The organism is Streptomyces agglomeratus, from assembly GCF_001746415.1.
GTDB classification, from domain to species: Bacteria; Actinomycetota; Actinomycetes; order Streptomycetales; family Streptomycetaceae; genus Streptomyces; species Streptomyces agglomeratus.
This window is the reverse complement of the sequence record NZ_MEHJ01000001.1, coordinates 7131006-7144575: the sequence shown is the minus strand read 5'-3', so window position 1 is coordinate 7144575 and position 13570 is coordinate 7131006. Positions and strand designations below refer to the sequence as shown.

Sequence of the window (13570 nt, the reverse complement as noted above, 5' to 3'; positions counted from 1 at the left end):
CCACCAGTAGCAGGTCAGCAGCGTCAACCAGGAGGTACGCATGAGGATGCTCATCAACGTGGCTGAGACCGTCGTGGCCGACGCGTTGCGCGGGATGGCCGCCGCGCATCCCCGGCTGACGGTCGACGTGGAGAACCGTGTCGTCGTACGGTCCGACGCGCCCGTGGCCGGCCGTGTGGGGATCGTGTCGGGAGGGGGCAGTGGGCACGAGCCGTTGCACGCCGGGTTCGTCGGGCCCGGAATGCTGTCCGCCGCGTGTCCCGGTGAGGTGTTCACCTCGCCCGTTCCCGACCAGATGGTGCGGGCCGCGGCCGCGGTGGACAGTGGGCAGGGGGTCCTCTTCGTCGTCAAGAACTACACCGGCGACGTGCTCAACTTCGACATGGCCGCCGAACTCGCCGAGGACGAGGGCATTCAGGTCGCCAAGGTCCTCGTCGACGACGACGTCGCCGTGACCGACAGCTCCTTCACCGCGGGCCGGCGCGGCACGGGCGCGACGCTCTTCGTCGAGAAGATCGCCGGCGCCGCCGCCGAGGAGGGCGCGCCGCTGGAGCGGGTTGAGGCACTCGCGCGGCAGGTGAACGCGTCCTCCCGGAGCTTCGGGGTCGCGCTCAGCGCCGTCACCACACCCGCGAAGGGTACGCCGACCTTCGATCTGCCGCCGGGCGAACTGGAGTTGGGAATCGGCATCCACGGCGAGCCGGGGCGCGAGCGGCGGCCGATGATGACATCGGGCGAGATCGCGGACTTCGCCGTCGACGCGGTACTGGATGACCTGCGGCCGACGCGGCCCGTACTCGTACTGGTCAACGGCATGGGCGCCACTCCGCTGCTGGAGCTGTACGGATTCAACGCGGAAGTGCAGCGCGTCCTGACCGAGCGGGGCGTCGCAGTGGCCCGTACGCTCGTCGGGAACTACGTCACCTCGCTGGACATGGCGGGCTGCTCGGTGACGCTCTGCCAGGTGGACGAGGAGCTGTTGCGGCTGTGGGACGCGCCGGTCGAGACTCCCGCGCTCCGCTGGGGACGCTGACACGCCGTACAGCCGTATCGACCGTGTGAAGGAGATCTTGTGCTTGTGCTCGACGCCGAATTCTTCCGTCGCTGGATGTCCGCGACGGCGGACGCCGTGGACCGTGAGGCCGGCCGCCTCACCGAGCTGGACTCGGCCATCGGCGACGCCGATCACGGCAGCAATCTGCAACGCGGTTTCGCGGCCGTCGCGGCCGCGCTGGAGAAGGAGCGGCCCGCCACACCGGGTGCGGTGCTGGCACTGGCGGGGCGGCAGTTGATCTCGACGGTGGGCGGCGCCTCCGGGCCGCTGTACGGGACGCTGTTGCGGCGTACGGGCAAGGCGCTCGGAGACGACAGCGAGGTGACGCCCGGGAAGCTCGCCGCGGCCCTCGGTGCGGGCGTCGACGCGGTGGCGCAGCTGGGTGGGGCGAAGGCCGGGGACAAGACGATGCTCGACGCGCTGATCCCGGCGGCCGGCGCGCTCGGCGAGTCGCTGTCGTTCGGCGCGGCGCGGGAGGCGGCCGACGAGGGCGCGCTGGCGACCGTACCGCTTCAGGCGCGCAAGGGCAGGGCCAGTTATCTCGGCGAACGGAGCATCGGGCACCAGGATCCGGGGGCGACGTCGTCGGCGCTGCTCATCGGTACGCTCGCCGACACGGCGGAGGCGGGCGCGTGAGCGGGGGGAAGCTCGTCGGAATCGTGCTGGTCTCGCACAGTGCGTCGGTCGCCGCCTCCGTTGCCGAGCTGGCGAAGGGTCTCGCGGGCGGCAAGGAGACCGCGCCGGTGGCCGCGGCGGGCGGCACGCCTGACGGCGGGCTCGGCACCAGCTCGGAGCTGATCGCCGAGGCGGCCAGGTCGGTGGACGCGGGCGCGGGGGTCGCCGTGCTGGTCGACCTCGGCAGCGCGGTGCTCACGGTGAAGGCGCTGCTGGCCGAGGGCGACGAACTGCCGGACGGGGCGCGGCTGGTGGACGCGCCGTTCGTGGAGGGCGCCGTGGCCGCGCTGGTCACCGCCTCGGCGGGCGCGGACCTGGACGCGGTGGAGGCGGCGGCCAAGGAGGCGTACGACTACCGCAAGGCGTGACGCTCGGCGCGTGATCCGGGCGTGGCCGGGGCGCGAGCCCGGCGGGCGTTGCCGGGGCGCGAGCCCGGCGGGCGTTGGCCGGGGCGCGAGCCCGGCGGGCGTTGGCCGGGGCGCGAGCCCGGCGGGCGTTGCCGGGGCGCGAGCCCGGCGGGCGTTGGCCGGGGCGCGAGCCCGGCGGGCGTTGGCCGGGGCGCGAGCCCGGCGGGCGTTGGCCGGCCGCAAGCCCGCCCCACAGGGCCGGGTCCCCTGCCCGCGGCCGGCAGGCAAGGGACCCGGCCCTCTTATCCACCCGCGGCGTGCGGCCAGGCCGTCGCCGCCGTCGTCGTCACGGAACCCGCTCTCTCCTCCCCCACCCGGACCTCGGTGCGCTGCGTCGTACCGTTGACCGTCACCACGAGTGTGATCGTTCCCGGGCGCAGCGTCGTCAGCGTTCCCGTCGCCGGGTCGAAGGCCGCCGCGTGCCGGGGCCGGGCCTCCTTGGCGGAGCCGATGTGGAGGTTCGGGGAGCCCGTCCAGTCCGCGCTCAGCGGGAAGGCGGCCGGGACCCGTCGCGCGCCCTGGGTGACCGTTGCCTTCACCGGCGCCGCGCGCCCCGGCGGCAGTGCGGTCGGGGCGTCGAGTACCAGGGCGTCCACGTGGGCGCGGGTCTGCACCGACACCCAGTCGGGGCCGCCTTCCCAGGGGCGGTGGCGGGCCGTCGCCTGCTCGCGGGGCGAGACCTTGTCGACGCCGACCAGGGACCAGCCCGTGAAGCCGCCCTCGTCCGCGGGGCCCGCCGGTGTCTTCCCGGAGTTGCCGTTGACCAGATACGGCACACCGTCGACGTGCGCCGCGTGGAAGACCCCCACGTGGCTGCCGATCAGTCCCGCGCCCTTCCCGGTCGTACGCCGGAAATCGGCCAGCCAGCGCTCGATGAGCGCCGCCTCCTTGCGGTCGCCCAGCTGGCTGCCCTTCTGCCCGGTCGGGTCGCGCGGCGGCACGTGCTGGATCAGTACGACCGAGCCGACGCTGTCGTCCCCGGACGCCGCGTCCAGTTGCGCGCGCAGGTTCCTGATCTGTGCGAAGCCGCCGCCCCGCAGGCTCAGGCTCGACGTGTCCAGGGTGATGAAGCGGGTTCCCTCGTGGTCGAACGTCCGGTGCGCGGGGCCGAATTCGGCGATGAAGTTGTCGATCTTTCCGCCCATCACCTCATGGTTTCCCGGTACGTAGTACCAGGGCAGGGCGTTCCCGAGTTCCTCCGTCAGGACGCGGCGGGCGAAGGCGAGGTCGGCCGGTGAACCCTCGTCGACGAGGTCGCCGTTGACGACCAGGAAGTCCGGCTTCGCCGCCCTGATCTCGCGCAGGGTACGGCGTGCCTGTGCCACGATCGCACTGTCCGGGTCGCGGGCGACGAACTGTGCGTCGGACATCACCGCGAACCGCCAGTCCCGGCCCTCCGTTTCGGCCGCCGGGTCGATGAGCGGGTCGGCGGGCGCGGGGCGCTCGGGGAGTACGACGGTGGGGGGCACCTGGGCGGTCAGGGTGTCCAGAACGATCTCGCCCGTGTACTGCTTGGCGGCCGCCGTCTCCGCCAGATAGAAGCGGTGGACCCGGAGCGGCATCGCCGCACCCGGCGGTACGGCGAACGTCACCTGCCGCCAGCCGGTCCAGGTGACGAACGGGCCGCGCAGGAGCTGGTCGGAGCCGGCCGCGTCCTTCAGGTGCAGCGTCGGCCAGGCGCCCCTGGCGTCACCCTTGATCCACATCGTGAAGGACTGCGGCTGGCCGGCGACGGTGAGCGGTGGTTGCGGCGGACTCGCGTACGCGGCGCGGGTCGCCGTCGACTGCGTGAAGTCGTACGTGAGCTTCAGCCCTGTGCCGGTGTGCCCTTCGGGTGTCGCCGCGACCGAACCGCTCGCCCGCGCCTGGCTGAACGTCCAGGAAGCGGCGTCGTCGAACGCCGACACCGCCTGTTCCGCGAGGCCGACGCTGACGGCGAGCCAGGCGACCTCGCCGTCCACGGTGGCCTTGATCTGCCCGGCGCCGGTGCCCGTGCGGGACGTGACGGTGAAGTTGCCCCGGCCGTCGTCGCGGATGTCGAACAGCGAACGGTCGTAGTCGAGCCTCACGTCGCGCGGTTCCACGGGGGCTCCGGTGCCGTGGGCGTCGTACCCGACGATGCCGAACGTGCCGCCGGCCGCCGCGTCCGCGAGGCCCACTCGCCGCGTGGTCGGCTCGATGCGGGCGAGGTCGTCGAGGACGGTCAGCCGTGTTCCGCCCTCGGCCGGGCCGCGGTGCGCGCGCACGCGCGTGGTGCCGCCGCGGCCGGCCGTGAACAGCCCGTCGCCGTCGACCCGGCCCACGGACGCGCGGGAGCTCTGCCAGCGGGGACGGCCCTCGGCCGGGCCGTACGTCTCGTCGTAACCGGCGGCGGTGAGCTGCCGGGTGAGTCCGGGGAAGACCCGCTCCGGGTGGCCGCCCACGACCGGGTCGGCGGTGGGTGCGCTGCCTGCGGGCGTACGCGTCTCGACCCAGAAGCCGCGCAGCTGCCCGCTGCCGTCGGGAGCGGTGAGGGCGAGGCCGTTAGGCACGGTGCGTTCGCTGCCGTCGGACGGGCTGTTCTCCACCTGGAGCGCGTCGCTGCCGGGTTCGCGGGCGATCAGGGTCGAGGAGCCGCCGCCGTCGAGGTTCAGGGCGCTGTGCGCTCCGGCGTCCTTCATCATCCGGGCGAGTTCGGTGAGGGTGACGCCGCCGCTGTCGGCCTGGCGGCCGTCGACGGTCATCACCTGCATCTCACCGCCGTCCCGGGAGAAGCCGACGGCGGTGCGGGGCGCGGCGGTGTTGTTGCCCTGGCCGTCGTGGTTCTGCGGTACGCCGTCCACGACGAGCAGTTCACGGCCGCCGACGGAGGTACGCGGCACAGGTCCACTGTCGCTGCGTGCCCTGTACTCCATGGTCACGGGATCGCCCGGCGCGAGCGCGGTGAGAGCTGCCGCTCCGGCCTCGCGTCCGACGAGGACCGTCGTACCTTCGGGGATGGGTCCGGTGCCCGGCCGGTCCCGGACCTCGACGACCTTTCCGTCCCGTACGGCGGCCTCGGCGACAGGGGTGGCGGCGTCCACCGTGAGCGCGCGGTCGGCCGTCCCCCAGCCGGAGTTGTACGCCCCCACTCCCCCGGCCGGGACATTGGCCGCGTTGTACGCCGCCAGGGGGCGAGTGCCGGTGGGCAGGGTCAACGTGCCTTCGAAGTAAAGCTGGAGGACGCGGCCCGCGCTGCCGGGGCCGATGCCGACGGAGCGGTGGAGGCCGGGGGCCGGGGAGTGCACGGGGCGGCCGTCCTTGACGCCGGGACCCAGGGGGGCGCCGGTCTGGTTGATGTCGAAGAAGTCGGCGTTGAGGGCGGCGACGGTACGGCGGCCCTCGCCCGGGTCGTGCGCGGCGGCGAGTTCGGTGACGGTACGGCGGTCGGAGACCTTCCCGGAGTGCAGGTAGTCGGCCTGTACGCCGCTGCCGCCGAGGTCGACGGAGAGCGCGTCGACCCGGAGCCACTTGTCGGATTCCAGCCGGTCGTACGAGGTGAGGCGGACGCCGGGGGCGACCGGGCGGGCGCTGCGGGCGGTCTCGATGCCGTCGCCGTCGACGACGGACCGGGTGCTGCCGGCCGGGGCGCTCGCGGGCGGCGGGGCTACGGGTCTCAGCACTTCCGCGGCGTTACGGGGGCGTGGATCGGGGGTCGTACCGGCGTCCGCCGGGGAGACCGCCCCGGCCGTCAGCGCGGTCGCCGTCGCGAGGAGCGCGACAGCTCGTCCGAGGGAGCCAACTGTGCCAAGGCCCACAAGTCCTCCTGGGAGACGGCTGGTTGGGCGGAGCGGCGGCAGGGCGCTGCCCCGCCCACAGCATTGCCCGCGCGCACCGCGACACACCAGGGGGCGACGGAAGCCTCGGGGCGAACATGCGGCGCCGCCGAGGTGACACCGGGTCGGGGCGCGGCACGCCGCTGCGCGGTGCGGACGCGTTCACGTTAGGGGGCGGCGGTTACCGTGCGGGGCAGCCGACGGCCGGGCGGCGGTGCGGGCCATCCGTTCGGCCTTGCCGCGGCTGCGGGGCGGCCGGTGCGGCGACCCTCGTGGCCAGTGCGCTCTCTGACGGCACGTCGGAACGGAGCGGCGACCGGTGCGGCGCGTTCGCGTTCCGGGCGCGACGCGCGGGAAGAGCCACGACGGGTGCGGCACGGCACGGCCGGACGCGCGGGAAGAGCCGCGACGGGTGCGGCACGGCCCACGGCGACGGCGTACCGCCTGCCGGGTGAGCGTCGCGCTGCGCCCGCGCTGCTGCATCCGGGGCTCCCCGTCGCCGATGTGGTCTACCGGCCGCTCGACACGGCGCCGCCGCACCGGACACGCGGCGCCGGCTGACGCACGCTGGAGGGCGGCGGCACGGCCGCTCCCACGGCCGCCCGTCGCCGCCCGAGGACCGTGGCCCCCAGGACAGGAGTCCCCCATGCGCAAGTCCATCGCCACCGTCTGCGTCGGCGGTTCACTGACCGAGAAGCTGGAGGCGGTCGCCCGGGCCGGGTTCGACGGTGTGGAGATCTTCGAGAACGACCTGCTCGGCTGCCCGCTGCCGCCGGAGCGGGTCCGCGAGCGGGCCGACAGCCTGGGCCTGCGCATCGAGCTGTACCAGCCGTTCCGGGACTTCGAGGCGGTCGCCCCGGACAGGCTGGCGGACAATCTGCGGCGTGCCGAGCACAAGTTCCGGATGATGGAGCGACTCGGCGCCGGCATGATGCTTGTCTGCTCGAACGTCTCCCCCCTGGCCGTCGACGACGACGCCCTCGCCGCCGAGCAGTTGCGCCTGCTCGCGGAGCGGGCCGCCGACCACGGCATCCGGCTGGCGTACGAGCCGCTGGCCTGGGGCCGCCACGTCGACACGTACGCGCGTGCCTGGCGGATCGTACGGATGGCCGGTCATCCGAACCTCGGCATCTGCCTGGACAGCTTCCACATCCTGTCGCGCGGTTCGGACCCGGCCGGTATCGAAGCCATCCCCGGCGACAAGATCTTCTTCGTCCAGCTCGCCGACGCCCCGCTGCTCGCCATGGACGTACTCCACTGGAGCCGCCACTACCGCTGCTTCCCAGGCCAGGGCGGCTTCGACCTTGCCGGGCTGCTGGCGCCTGTCCTGCGCACGGGCTACGCCGGACCGCTGTCGCTGGAGGTCTTCAACGACAGTCTCCGGCAGGCGGACACCGGGCGGACCGCCGTCGACGCGATGCGCTCCCTGATCGCGCTGGAGGAGTCCGTCGCGCAGGTGCTCGGCACGGCCTCCCCGCTCCCCCGTCCCGTGCGGCCCGACGGCTTCGCCTTCGCCGAGCTGGCCACCCGTGACCACAAGCGCCTGGGCGGGTTGCTCGGCGCCCTGGGATTCGCCCGTACGGGACAGCACGAGACCAAGCCGGTCGAGCTCTGGGAGCAAGGGCGCGCCAGGATCCTCCTCAGCCGCGTCCACCCCGACAGCCCCACCGACACCTCGCTGGTGGCCATCGGGGTCGAGTCCCCCGATCCGGCGCTCTCCGCCGAGCGCGCCAGGGCGCTGCTGTCGCCCGCGCTCTCCCGCCACCGCGCCCCCGGTTCCGCGCGGCTGGACGCCGTCGCGACGCCGGACGGCACCGAGTTGTTCTTCTGCGACTCCGGGCACCCGCACTGGCGCGAGGACTTCGATGCCGTGACGCCGCCGGAGGGGCACATCGGCGGCATCGACCATGTGGCGCTCAGCCATCCCTGGGACCGGTTCGACGAGGCGGCCCTGTTCTACCGTTCGGTCCTCGGGCTGCGGCCGTACGAGAGCGTCGAAGCGGCCGATCCGTACGGTCTGCTGCGCAGCCGCGCCATGTCGAACGCCGACGGTACGGTCCGCCTCACGCTCACCCTCGCGCGCGTCGGCCCGCAGTACCCGGCGGAGCAGCACATCGCGCTCGCCGACGCCGACATCGTCGCGACGGCGCGCCGGCTCCGGGCCCTGCCCGAGAACGTACTGCTGCCGGTTCCCGGCAACTACTACGACGACCTGCGGGCCCGTTTCGACCTGGGCGAGGAGCGGCACCGGGAACTGCGCGAGCTGGGGCTGATGTACGACCGGGACGAAGACGGCGAGTTCCTGCACCTCTGTACGGTCACCGTCGGCCGGGTCTTCTTCGAGATCGTGCAGCGCATCTGCGGCTACCGCGGCTTCGGCACGGCCAACACCCCGGTACGGCTCGCCGCCCAGCACACCCCCGCACCGGTGTCCCCCGCGGCCCCGGACGTGCGTGGCTAGCCGGCCGCCGGGCCCAGGTGCGGGGGGCCGAGATACGGGAAGTCGCGGAGCAGGTCCGCGTGCGGCCCGATGTGGTCACCGGCGATCTTGCCGCCCGAGATCATGGCCAGCCGGGCCGAGGTGACGTCGTCGGTGAGGGTACGGCCATTGGGGTAGGCGGCGGTCCGCCCCCGGTCGTAGAGCAGGATGTCCGGCAGGACCGTGCGCAGCGTCTCCTCGGCGGTCCGCGCGTCGTAACCGCCGGTGTGCCGCAGCACCTCGGTCCACGCCTCGTGGTACGTGTCCCAGTCGGTCGCGGGCTCCCCCTCGTTGTACGCCGTCTTCGCCTCGTCGGCGTTGAAGTACGCCGTCAGGGAGGGGTGGGCGCCCCGGTCGACCGATGTGAGCCGCCCGTCCTGCCGTACGCTCACCCGCGCCCACACCCCGATGGGGTCCGCGTCGAGCTCCTCGCTCGGGATCTCCAGGGCGATGCCGAGGACGTTCTTGTCGGCTCCCCAGTCCACGCCGGTCCACTGGAAGTCCTTGAGGATGCCGTCGAGGTCGGCGAAGAACGGGTCGCTGCGCAGGCCGGCGGAGAAGAGGTACGGCCCCGCTTCGACCACCTGGGGCTCCGCGCCGAAGGAGACGGGCGCGTCGGTGATGAACTCCTGCCCTCCGGGCTCCGGGCTAAGGGCCTGCGCCCCGGTGGCCCAGTACACGCTCGCCGTCTGCTGCCCGTCGGCGGGCGGGGAGAAGACGAAGCTGAACGCCACGTCGGGCCGCTCGTCACCGTCGACGTCGACATTGATGCGGTAGACCGCGTCCGGATGGAACGCCGCGCCCGTGGCGGGGGCGATCGGGTGGACGTTCATGATCAGTACGGTCCGGTCGCCGGGCACGGTGAACACGAACAGATCCGTCAGATCCAGTCGGGCGTCGTCCATGGGCGAGCGCAGATTCGGTCCGCTGAGGTGATGAGACATGACTTCAGCGTCCGCCCCCGTCCCCCTCGCCGCACGGCGGTGCCCGCCAAACGCGCCCCGGGTTCACTCCCCCGGCCATTCCCCCGGTTCCGGGTACGGCCGGGGCCCAGGGCCCGTACGGTGTGGGCGCACCGTCCGGAACAGGCAGGGGTATCTGGAGGACCGGGCCATGTCCGTACACACGCACCGGCGCCCGCGGCGCCGTCTCATCCCGGCCGTACTGGCGCTCGCCCTGGCCCCGGTGGCCTTCCTGTTCGCGTGGCTGATGCCCGCGTCGGGTGCGTCCGCGCCCTCGCAGGACGCCTGCCGCACGGTGGCCGACAGCATGCCGCGCGGTGACTGCGGGCCGTTCCGCCAGATCTTCGCCGAGGACTTCAACGGCGATACAGTGCCGCTCGGCTCGTTCAGCGACTGCGACCACTTCGCCGACACGAAGGACGCGTACTGCGGGGGTCTGCGCGGCGCCTACCGGGAGGACTGGTGGGCGTACCCGAGCAGTTGGCAGGACACCGCGACGTCCGGAGCCGACGGCAACGCCGTCAGGTCCGTGGGCGGCACCTACCGTCCGGAGGACACCGTCAGCGTAGGTCCCGCCGAGAACGGCGACGGGCGGATGAGCATCCGGATGTGGCGGCCGGCAGACGGCGGGCCGGTCCATGCGGCGGCCGTGGTGCCGAAGAAGCTGATGGAACGGACGTACGGGAAGTTCAGCGAGCGCTTCCGGGTGGTGAAGGCCGCGCCGGGCTACAAGTCGGCGCACCTCTGGTACGGCGACGGCTGCGAGATGGACTTTCCCGAGCAGAACTGGACCGACACGATCACCGCCTTCACGCACCCCTGCGACGGCGGGCAGCAGGACATGTTCGCCACCGGCGCCCGCTGGACGGACTGGCACACCACGTCTGTCGAGTGGACGCCCGACGAGGTCCGCTACTACCTCGACGGGGCGCTCGTCGGGTCGAGCACGCGCGGCGTTCCGTCCGGCCCGCTGTCCTGGATACTCCAGAACGAGAGCGCCCTGTACGGTCCGCCCGCAGCCCCCGGTTCGTCGGCGCAGCTCGACATCACATGGGTCGCCGGTTACGCGTACGAGGGCGGGCCGGCCGGCAGCTGAGCGGCTCACGAGCGCGGGCGGGGAAGCTCGCCCGAATCCGCGGGGCCGCACAGCGGGTCCCATCCATGAATTCAACGCGCCCCATTGCCAGCCGACTTGCGCAGCTCTACGCTCACACGATCCCACTCATGAACAACGTTCACATATGGGGATGTGAGACATGCGGAGCACACTTCTCGCCGTCTCGGCCGGCCTTGTTGCCGTCGTCGGCATGCTTCTGGCGCCCAGCGCCCACGCGGAGGTCGAGCCGGGCGGCTGGACCTCCGTCTCGCCGTCGTTCAACGTCCAGGAAAGGGGATGCGGCCAGGTCGACGGCCTGACCTTCACGCTCACCTGTTCCACCGCGAGCGGCGACCAGCGCGCCGAGCGCCGCTACGCCACGTACACCGGAGGCACCCGGCAGTTCGAGGGCTACTTCCGGATCAGCAGCATGGGCGGCACCCGGATCAGCCTCAAGCAGACCTTCAACGACTCGGCGCCGGGGCCGTACTTCATGCTGGCGGCCGAGCGCGGGGGCCGCCTGTACGCCGTGCACGGCGGGACGACGCTCTCGAACGCGGGGACCGTCGGCGCGACGGTCCGCGTGAACACCGTGCACCAGGTGGGCGGCGAACACCGTACGTACGTCAACGGCTCGCTGAAGCACACGTACAGCAGTCCGGGCGGCAGCTTCTACGACAAGTTCGGCGCCTACCGGACGAGCAGCGGCAACGGACCCGCCACCGTGGTGTGGAGCGACGTGAGGTTCTGGCGCAAGTGACGACGACGGCCAGGGCCCGGGCCGCGGCGGCAGGGATTCTCGCCCTCTCCCTGGCCGCCTGCACCTCCCCCTCCCCGGCAGGAGAGGGGGCCGCTCCCACGGCCGCCCGGCTCACGGCGGTCCTCGACTCGCCCGTCGACATCACCCTGCGGTGGACGGGCGGGGAGAGGGGCGCGGCCGGGCGCGTCGTCGAATTCGCGACGCGGGCGCGGGGCCCGTACACGATCCTCCAGTTCGCGCCCCCGGGACAGCGGACGTACCGGCACCCCGATCTCATGCCGCACACCACGTTCCACTACCGCCTGCGCCCTTATTACGGCCGGGCTTCGCGGCCCGTCGAAGTCGCCCTGCCACCCGGCGGACTGTCCGGGAAGGACCAGCGGGACGACCACACCTGGGCGCCGCCGCGCACGGTCGCGGGCCGCGCCGTGCCCACGCGCCCGGTCCGGGACGCGGCATCCGCACCGGACGGCCTGACAGCGGCCGTGAAGCACGCCAACGGCATCCGCTTCACCTGGACCGACCGCGCCGCCGACGAGGAGGCCCAGCTGCTGGAGGTCAGGCCGGCGGGCAGCCGTTCGTTCCGGCCGGCCGCCGTCCTCGACCCCGGCGTCAATTCCTTCGGCCTGATCACCCTCCCCGGCGAGAAGAAGGCGTCGTACCGGATCCGCGCCGTCGCGTACGGCGAACCGGGCCCTGTCGTACGCCTGAGGACCGGCGCGGCGCCCGGATCCCCGGCTACAAGCCGCTGAGCTCGCGCACGGTGGCCATGTCGCTGAACGGGATCAGCCGCTCACCCACGATCTGGTACGGCTCGCTGCCCTTGCCGGCGATCAGCACGATGTCGTCGGGTCCGGCGGCGGACAGCGCGTACGCGATGGCGGCGCGCCGGTCGGCGTACCGCTCGAAGGGGGTGCCGGTCGCCACCAGCCCCGGGGTGATCTGGTCCAGGATCGCCTCGGGGTTCTCGTTCCTGGGGTTGTCCGAGGTCAGCACGCACAGGTCGGAGTGCGTCCCGGCGATCTCCCCCATCTCGGCGCGCTTGGTGGTGTCACGGTCCCCGCCGCAGCCGAAGACGGTGACGACACGGCCCGTGGCGAAGCCGCGGATGGTCGTGAGGACCTTCTCCAGCGAGTCCGGGGAGTGCGCGTAGTCCACGATCACCGACGTTCCGGCCCGCGTCCGGTAGCGCTCGAAGCGCCCGGGGGCCGTCGGCATCCGGTCCAGCGCGGCGACCAGCCCCGCCAGGTCGTGACCCAGCACATGGCAGGCGGCGACGGTGGCCAGGGCGTTGGCGACGGAGAAGCGGCCGGGCACCGGGATCGCCGCCGGGTACTTGCGGCCGTCGTGGTGCAGGGTGAACCGCGTGCCGTCGCTGTCCATGCTGAGGTCCGTCGCCCGGTAGTCCGCCTCCGCGTCCAGGGCGTACGTCGTCACGGCGCCCGGCATCATCGCCACGATCGAGGCCCCCACCGGGTCGTCCACGTTGACGACCGCACGACGGCAGAGCCCCTGGAACAGGCGCAGCTTGGCGTCCCGGTAGTTCTCCATGGTGCCGTGGTCGTCCAGGTGGTCCTGGCTGAGGTTGGTGAAGATCCCGACGTCGATGAACGAGTCGTCCACCCGGTGCGTCAGCAGCCCCATCGAGGTCGCCTCGAGCACCACCGTGGACACCTCGCGGTCACGCATGCGTCCCAGCAGGTACTGGAAGTCCGGCGACTCCGGCGTGGTCAGCACCGACCTCGGCATGGGGATCACCTCGTCACCGATCCGGCTGCCTCCGGTGCCGATGACGCCGACCTCGGCGCCCTCCGCGATCCGCAGCAGGGACTCGACCATGTACGAGACGGAGGTCTTCCCGTTGGTGCCGGTGACGGCGACCATGTCCATGGCCCGCCCGGGCTCCCGGTAGTACCGGGAGGCGACGGCGGCGGCCGCCTTCCTGATGTCCGGTACGCGTACGACGCAGACGCCCGCGGCGGCAGCGGCCACCGACGCCGGCAGCCCCCCGCCCGTCATCCCGCCCGCGGCGTCGCCCTCGACGAGCACCGCGGCCGCGCCGCGCGCGACGGCGGGGCCGACCGCCTCGGGGCCGCCGCCCTCGTGGCCGGGTACGGCGATGAACAGGGAACCCGGGGCGGCCCGGTCGGCGTCGAAGCAGGTGCCCGCCGTGATCGTCGTCCCGGGATCCCCCGCGAGGACCTCGTGGTCGTGGCCGGCCAGCAACTCGCTCAACTTCACAGGGGTCCTCTCGGGGGATTACGTCGACGACCGGTGGTCCGGGGTCGGCAAGGCGGCGTCCAGGGCTGGAGAACCCGGGCGCGGAAGGTCCGACGAACAAGC

10 protein-coding genes are annotated in these 13570 nt (G+C 73.0%); 7 read left to right on the top strand and 3 right to left on the bottom strand.

Translation table 11 applies throughout. The features are described from left to right. Window positions 1-40 precede the first annotated feature (40 nt). From dhaK to AS594_RS31265, 3 genes are read left to right on the top strand one after another with little or no spacing between them, the layout of a single operon-like run. Entirely contained in the window at window positions 41-1033 is a 993-nt protein-coding gene (gene dhaK, locus AS594_RS31275; protein ID WP_069775388.1) for a dihydroxyacetone kinase subunit DhaK, read from the top strand. Window positions 1034-1078: 45 nt separating this feature from the next. Then, window positions 1079-1690 (top strand): dihydroxyacetone kinase subunit DhaL, encoded by a 612-nt coding sequence (dhaL, locus tag AS594_RS31270; RefSeq protein WP_069775408.1) that lies wholly within the window; start codon window positions 1079-1081, stop codon window positions 1688-1690. Continuing rightward, the gene (locus AS594_RS31265) at window positions 1687-2097 is read left to right on the top strand and encodes a PTS-dependent dihydroxyacetone kinase phosphotransferase subunit DhaM (RefSeq protein ID WP_069775410.1); all 411 of its coding nucleotides are present in this window, start codon (window positions 1687-1689) and stop codon (window positions 2095-2097) included. The genes dhaL and AS594_RS31265 overlap by 4 nt, the downstream gene beginning before the upstream one ends. Before the next feature lie 281 nt (window positions 2098-2378). Here the strand turns inward: AS594_RS31265 and AS594_RS31260 are convergent, their stop codons facing one another. Further along, window positions 2379-5912 (bottom strand): phosphodiester glycosidase family protein, encoded by a 3534-nt coding sequence (locus AS594_RS31260; protein WP_069775411.1) that lies wholly within the window; start codon window positions 5910-5912, stop codon window positions 2379-2381. Window positions 5913-6576: 664 nt separating this feature from the next. On the opposite strand from AS594_RS31260, the gene AS594_RS31250 reads away from it, so the two are divergent. Further along, window positions 6577-8391 (top strand): bifunctional sugar phosphate isomerase/epimerase/4-hydroxyphenylpyruvate dioxygenase family protein, encoded by a 1815-nt coding sequence (locus AS594_RS31250; RefSeq protein WP_069935591.1) that lies wholly within the window; start codon window positions 6577-6579, stop codon window positions 8389-8391. Here AS594_RS31250 and AS594_RS31245 read toward each other — a convergent pair. After that, window positions 8388-9353: a DUF4331 family protein gene (locus AS594_RS31245; protein WP_069775421.1), complete on the bottom strand. Its 966-nt coding sequence runs from the start codon at window positions 9351-9353 to the stop codon at window positions 8388-8390. The genes AS594_RS31250 and AS594_RS31245 overlap by 4 nt on opposite strands. Window positions 9354-9522: 169 nt before the next feature. Here AS594_RS31245 and AS594_RS31240 point away from each other — a divergent pair, with 169 nt between their 5' ends. The 3 genes from AS594_RS31240 (at window position 9523) to AS594_RS31230 (ending at window position 11979) form a co-directional block, all read left to right on the top strand. Next, window positions 9523-10467, top strand: coding sequence for a glycoside hydrolase family 16 protein (locus AS594_RS31240; protein WP_069775423.1), 945 nt, complete (start codon window positions 9523-9525; stop codon window positions 10465-10467). A 160-nt stretch (window positions 10468-10627) separates the two neighbouring features. Further along, window positions 10628-11227 carry a LamG domain-containing protein gene (locus AS594_RS31235; RefSeq protein ID WP_069775425.1) on the top strand — a complete coding sequence of 200 codons (600 nt, stop codon included), beginning with the start codon at window positions 10628-10630 and terminating at the stop codon, window positions 11225-11227. After that, window positions 11224-11979 carry a fibronectin type III domain-containing protein gene (locus tag AS594_RS31230; protein WP_079148087.1) on the top strand — a complete coding sequence of 252 codons (756 nt, stop codon included), beginning with the start codon at window positions 11224-11226 and terminating at the stop codon, window positions 11977-11979. The genes AS594_RS31235 and AS594_RS31230 overlap by 4 nt, the downstream gene beginning before the upstream one ends. On the opposite strand, the gene AS594_RS31225 is transcribed toward AS594_RS31230, so the two are convergent. Continuing rightward, a complete protein-coding gene (locus tag AS594_RS31225) occupies window positions 11966-13468 on the bottom strand; it encodes a UDP-N-acetylmuramoyl-L-alanyl-D-glutamate--2,6-diaminopimelate ligase (protein ID WP_069775428.1) in 1503 nt (500 codons plus the stop codon). The genes AS594_RS31230 and AS594_RS31225 overlap by 14 nt on opposite strands. Between the last annotated feature and the right edge of the window lie 102 nt (window positions 13469-13570).

Coding starts and splice junctions, on each gene's coding strand:
- dhaK (WP_069775388.1), top strand. CDS start 41: ATGAGGATGCTCATCAACGTGGCTGAGACCGTCGTGGCCGACGCGTTG.
- AS594_RS31250 (WP_069935591.1), top strand. CDS start 6,577: ATGCGCAAGTCCATCGCCACCGTCTGCGTCGGCGGTTCACTGACCGAG.
- AS594_RS31245 (WP_069775421.1), bottom strand. CDS start 9,353: ATGTCTCATCACCTCAGCGGACCGAATCTGCGCTCGCCCATGGACGAC.
- AS594_RS31235 (WP_069775425.1), top strand. CDS start 10,628: ATGCGGAGCACACTTCTCGCCGTCTCGGCCGGCCTTGTTGCCGTCGTC.
- AS594_RS31240 (WP_069775423.1), top strand. CDS start 9,523: ATGTCCGTACACACGCACCGGCGCCCGCGGCGCCGTCTCATCCCGGCC.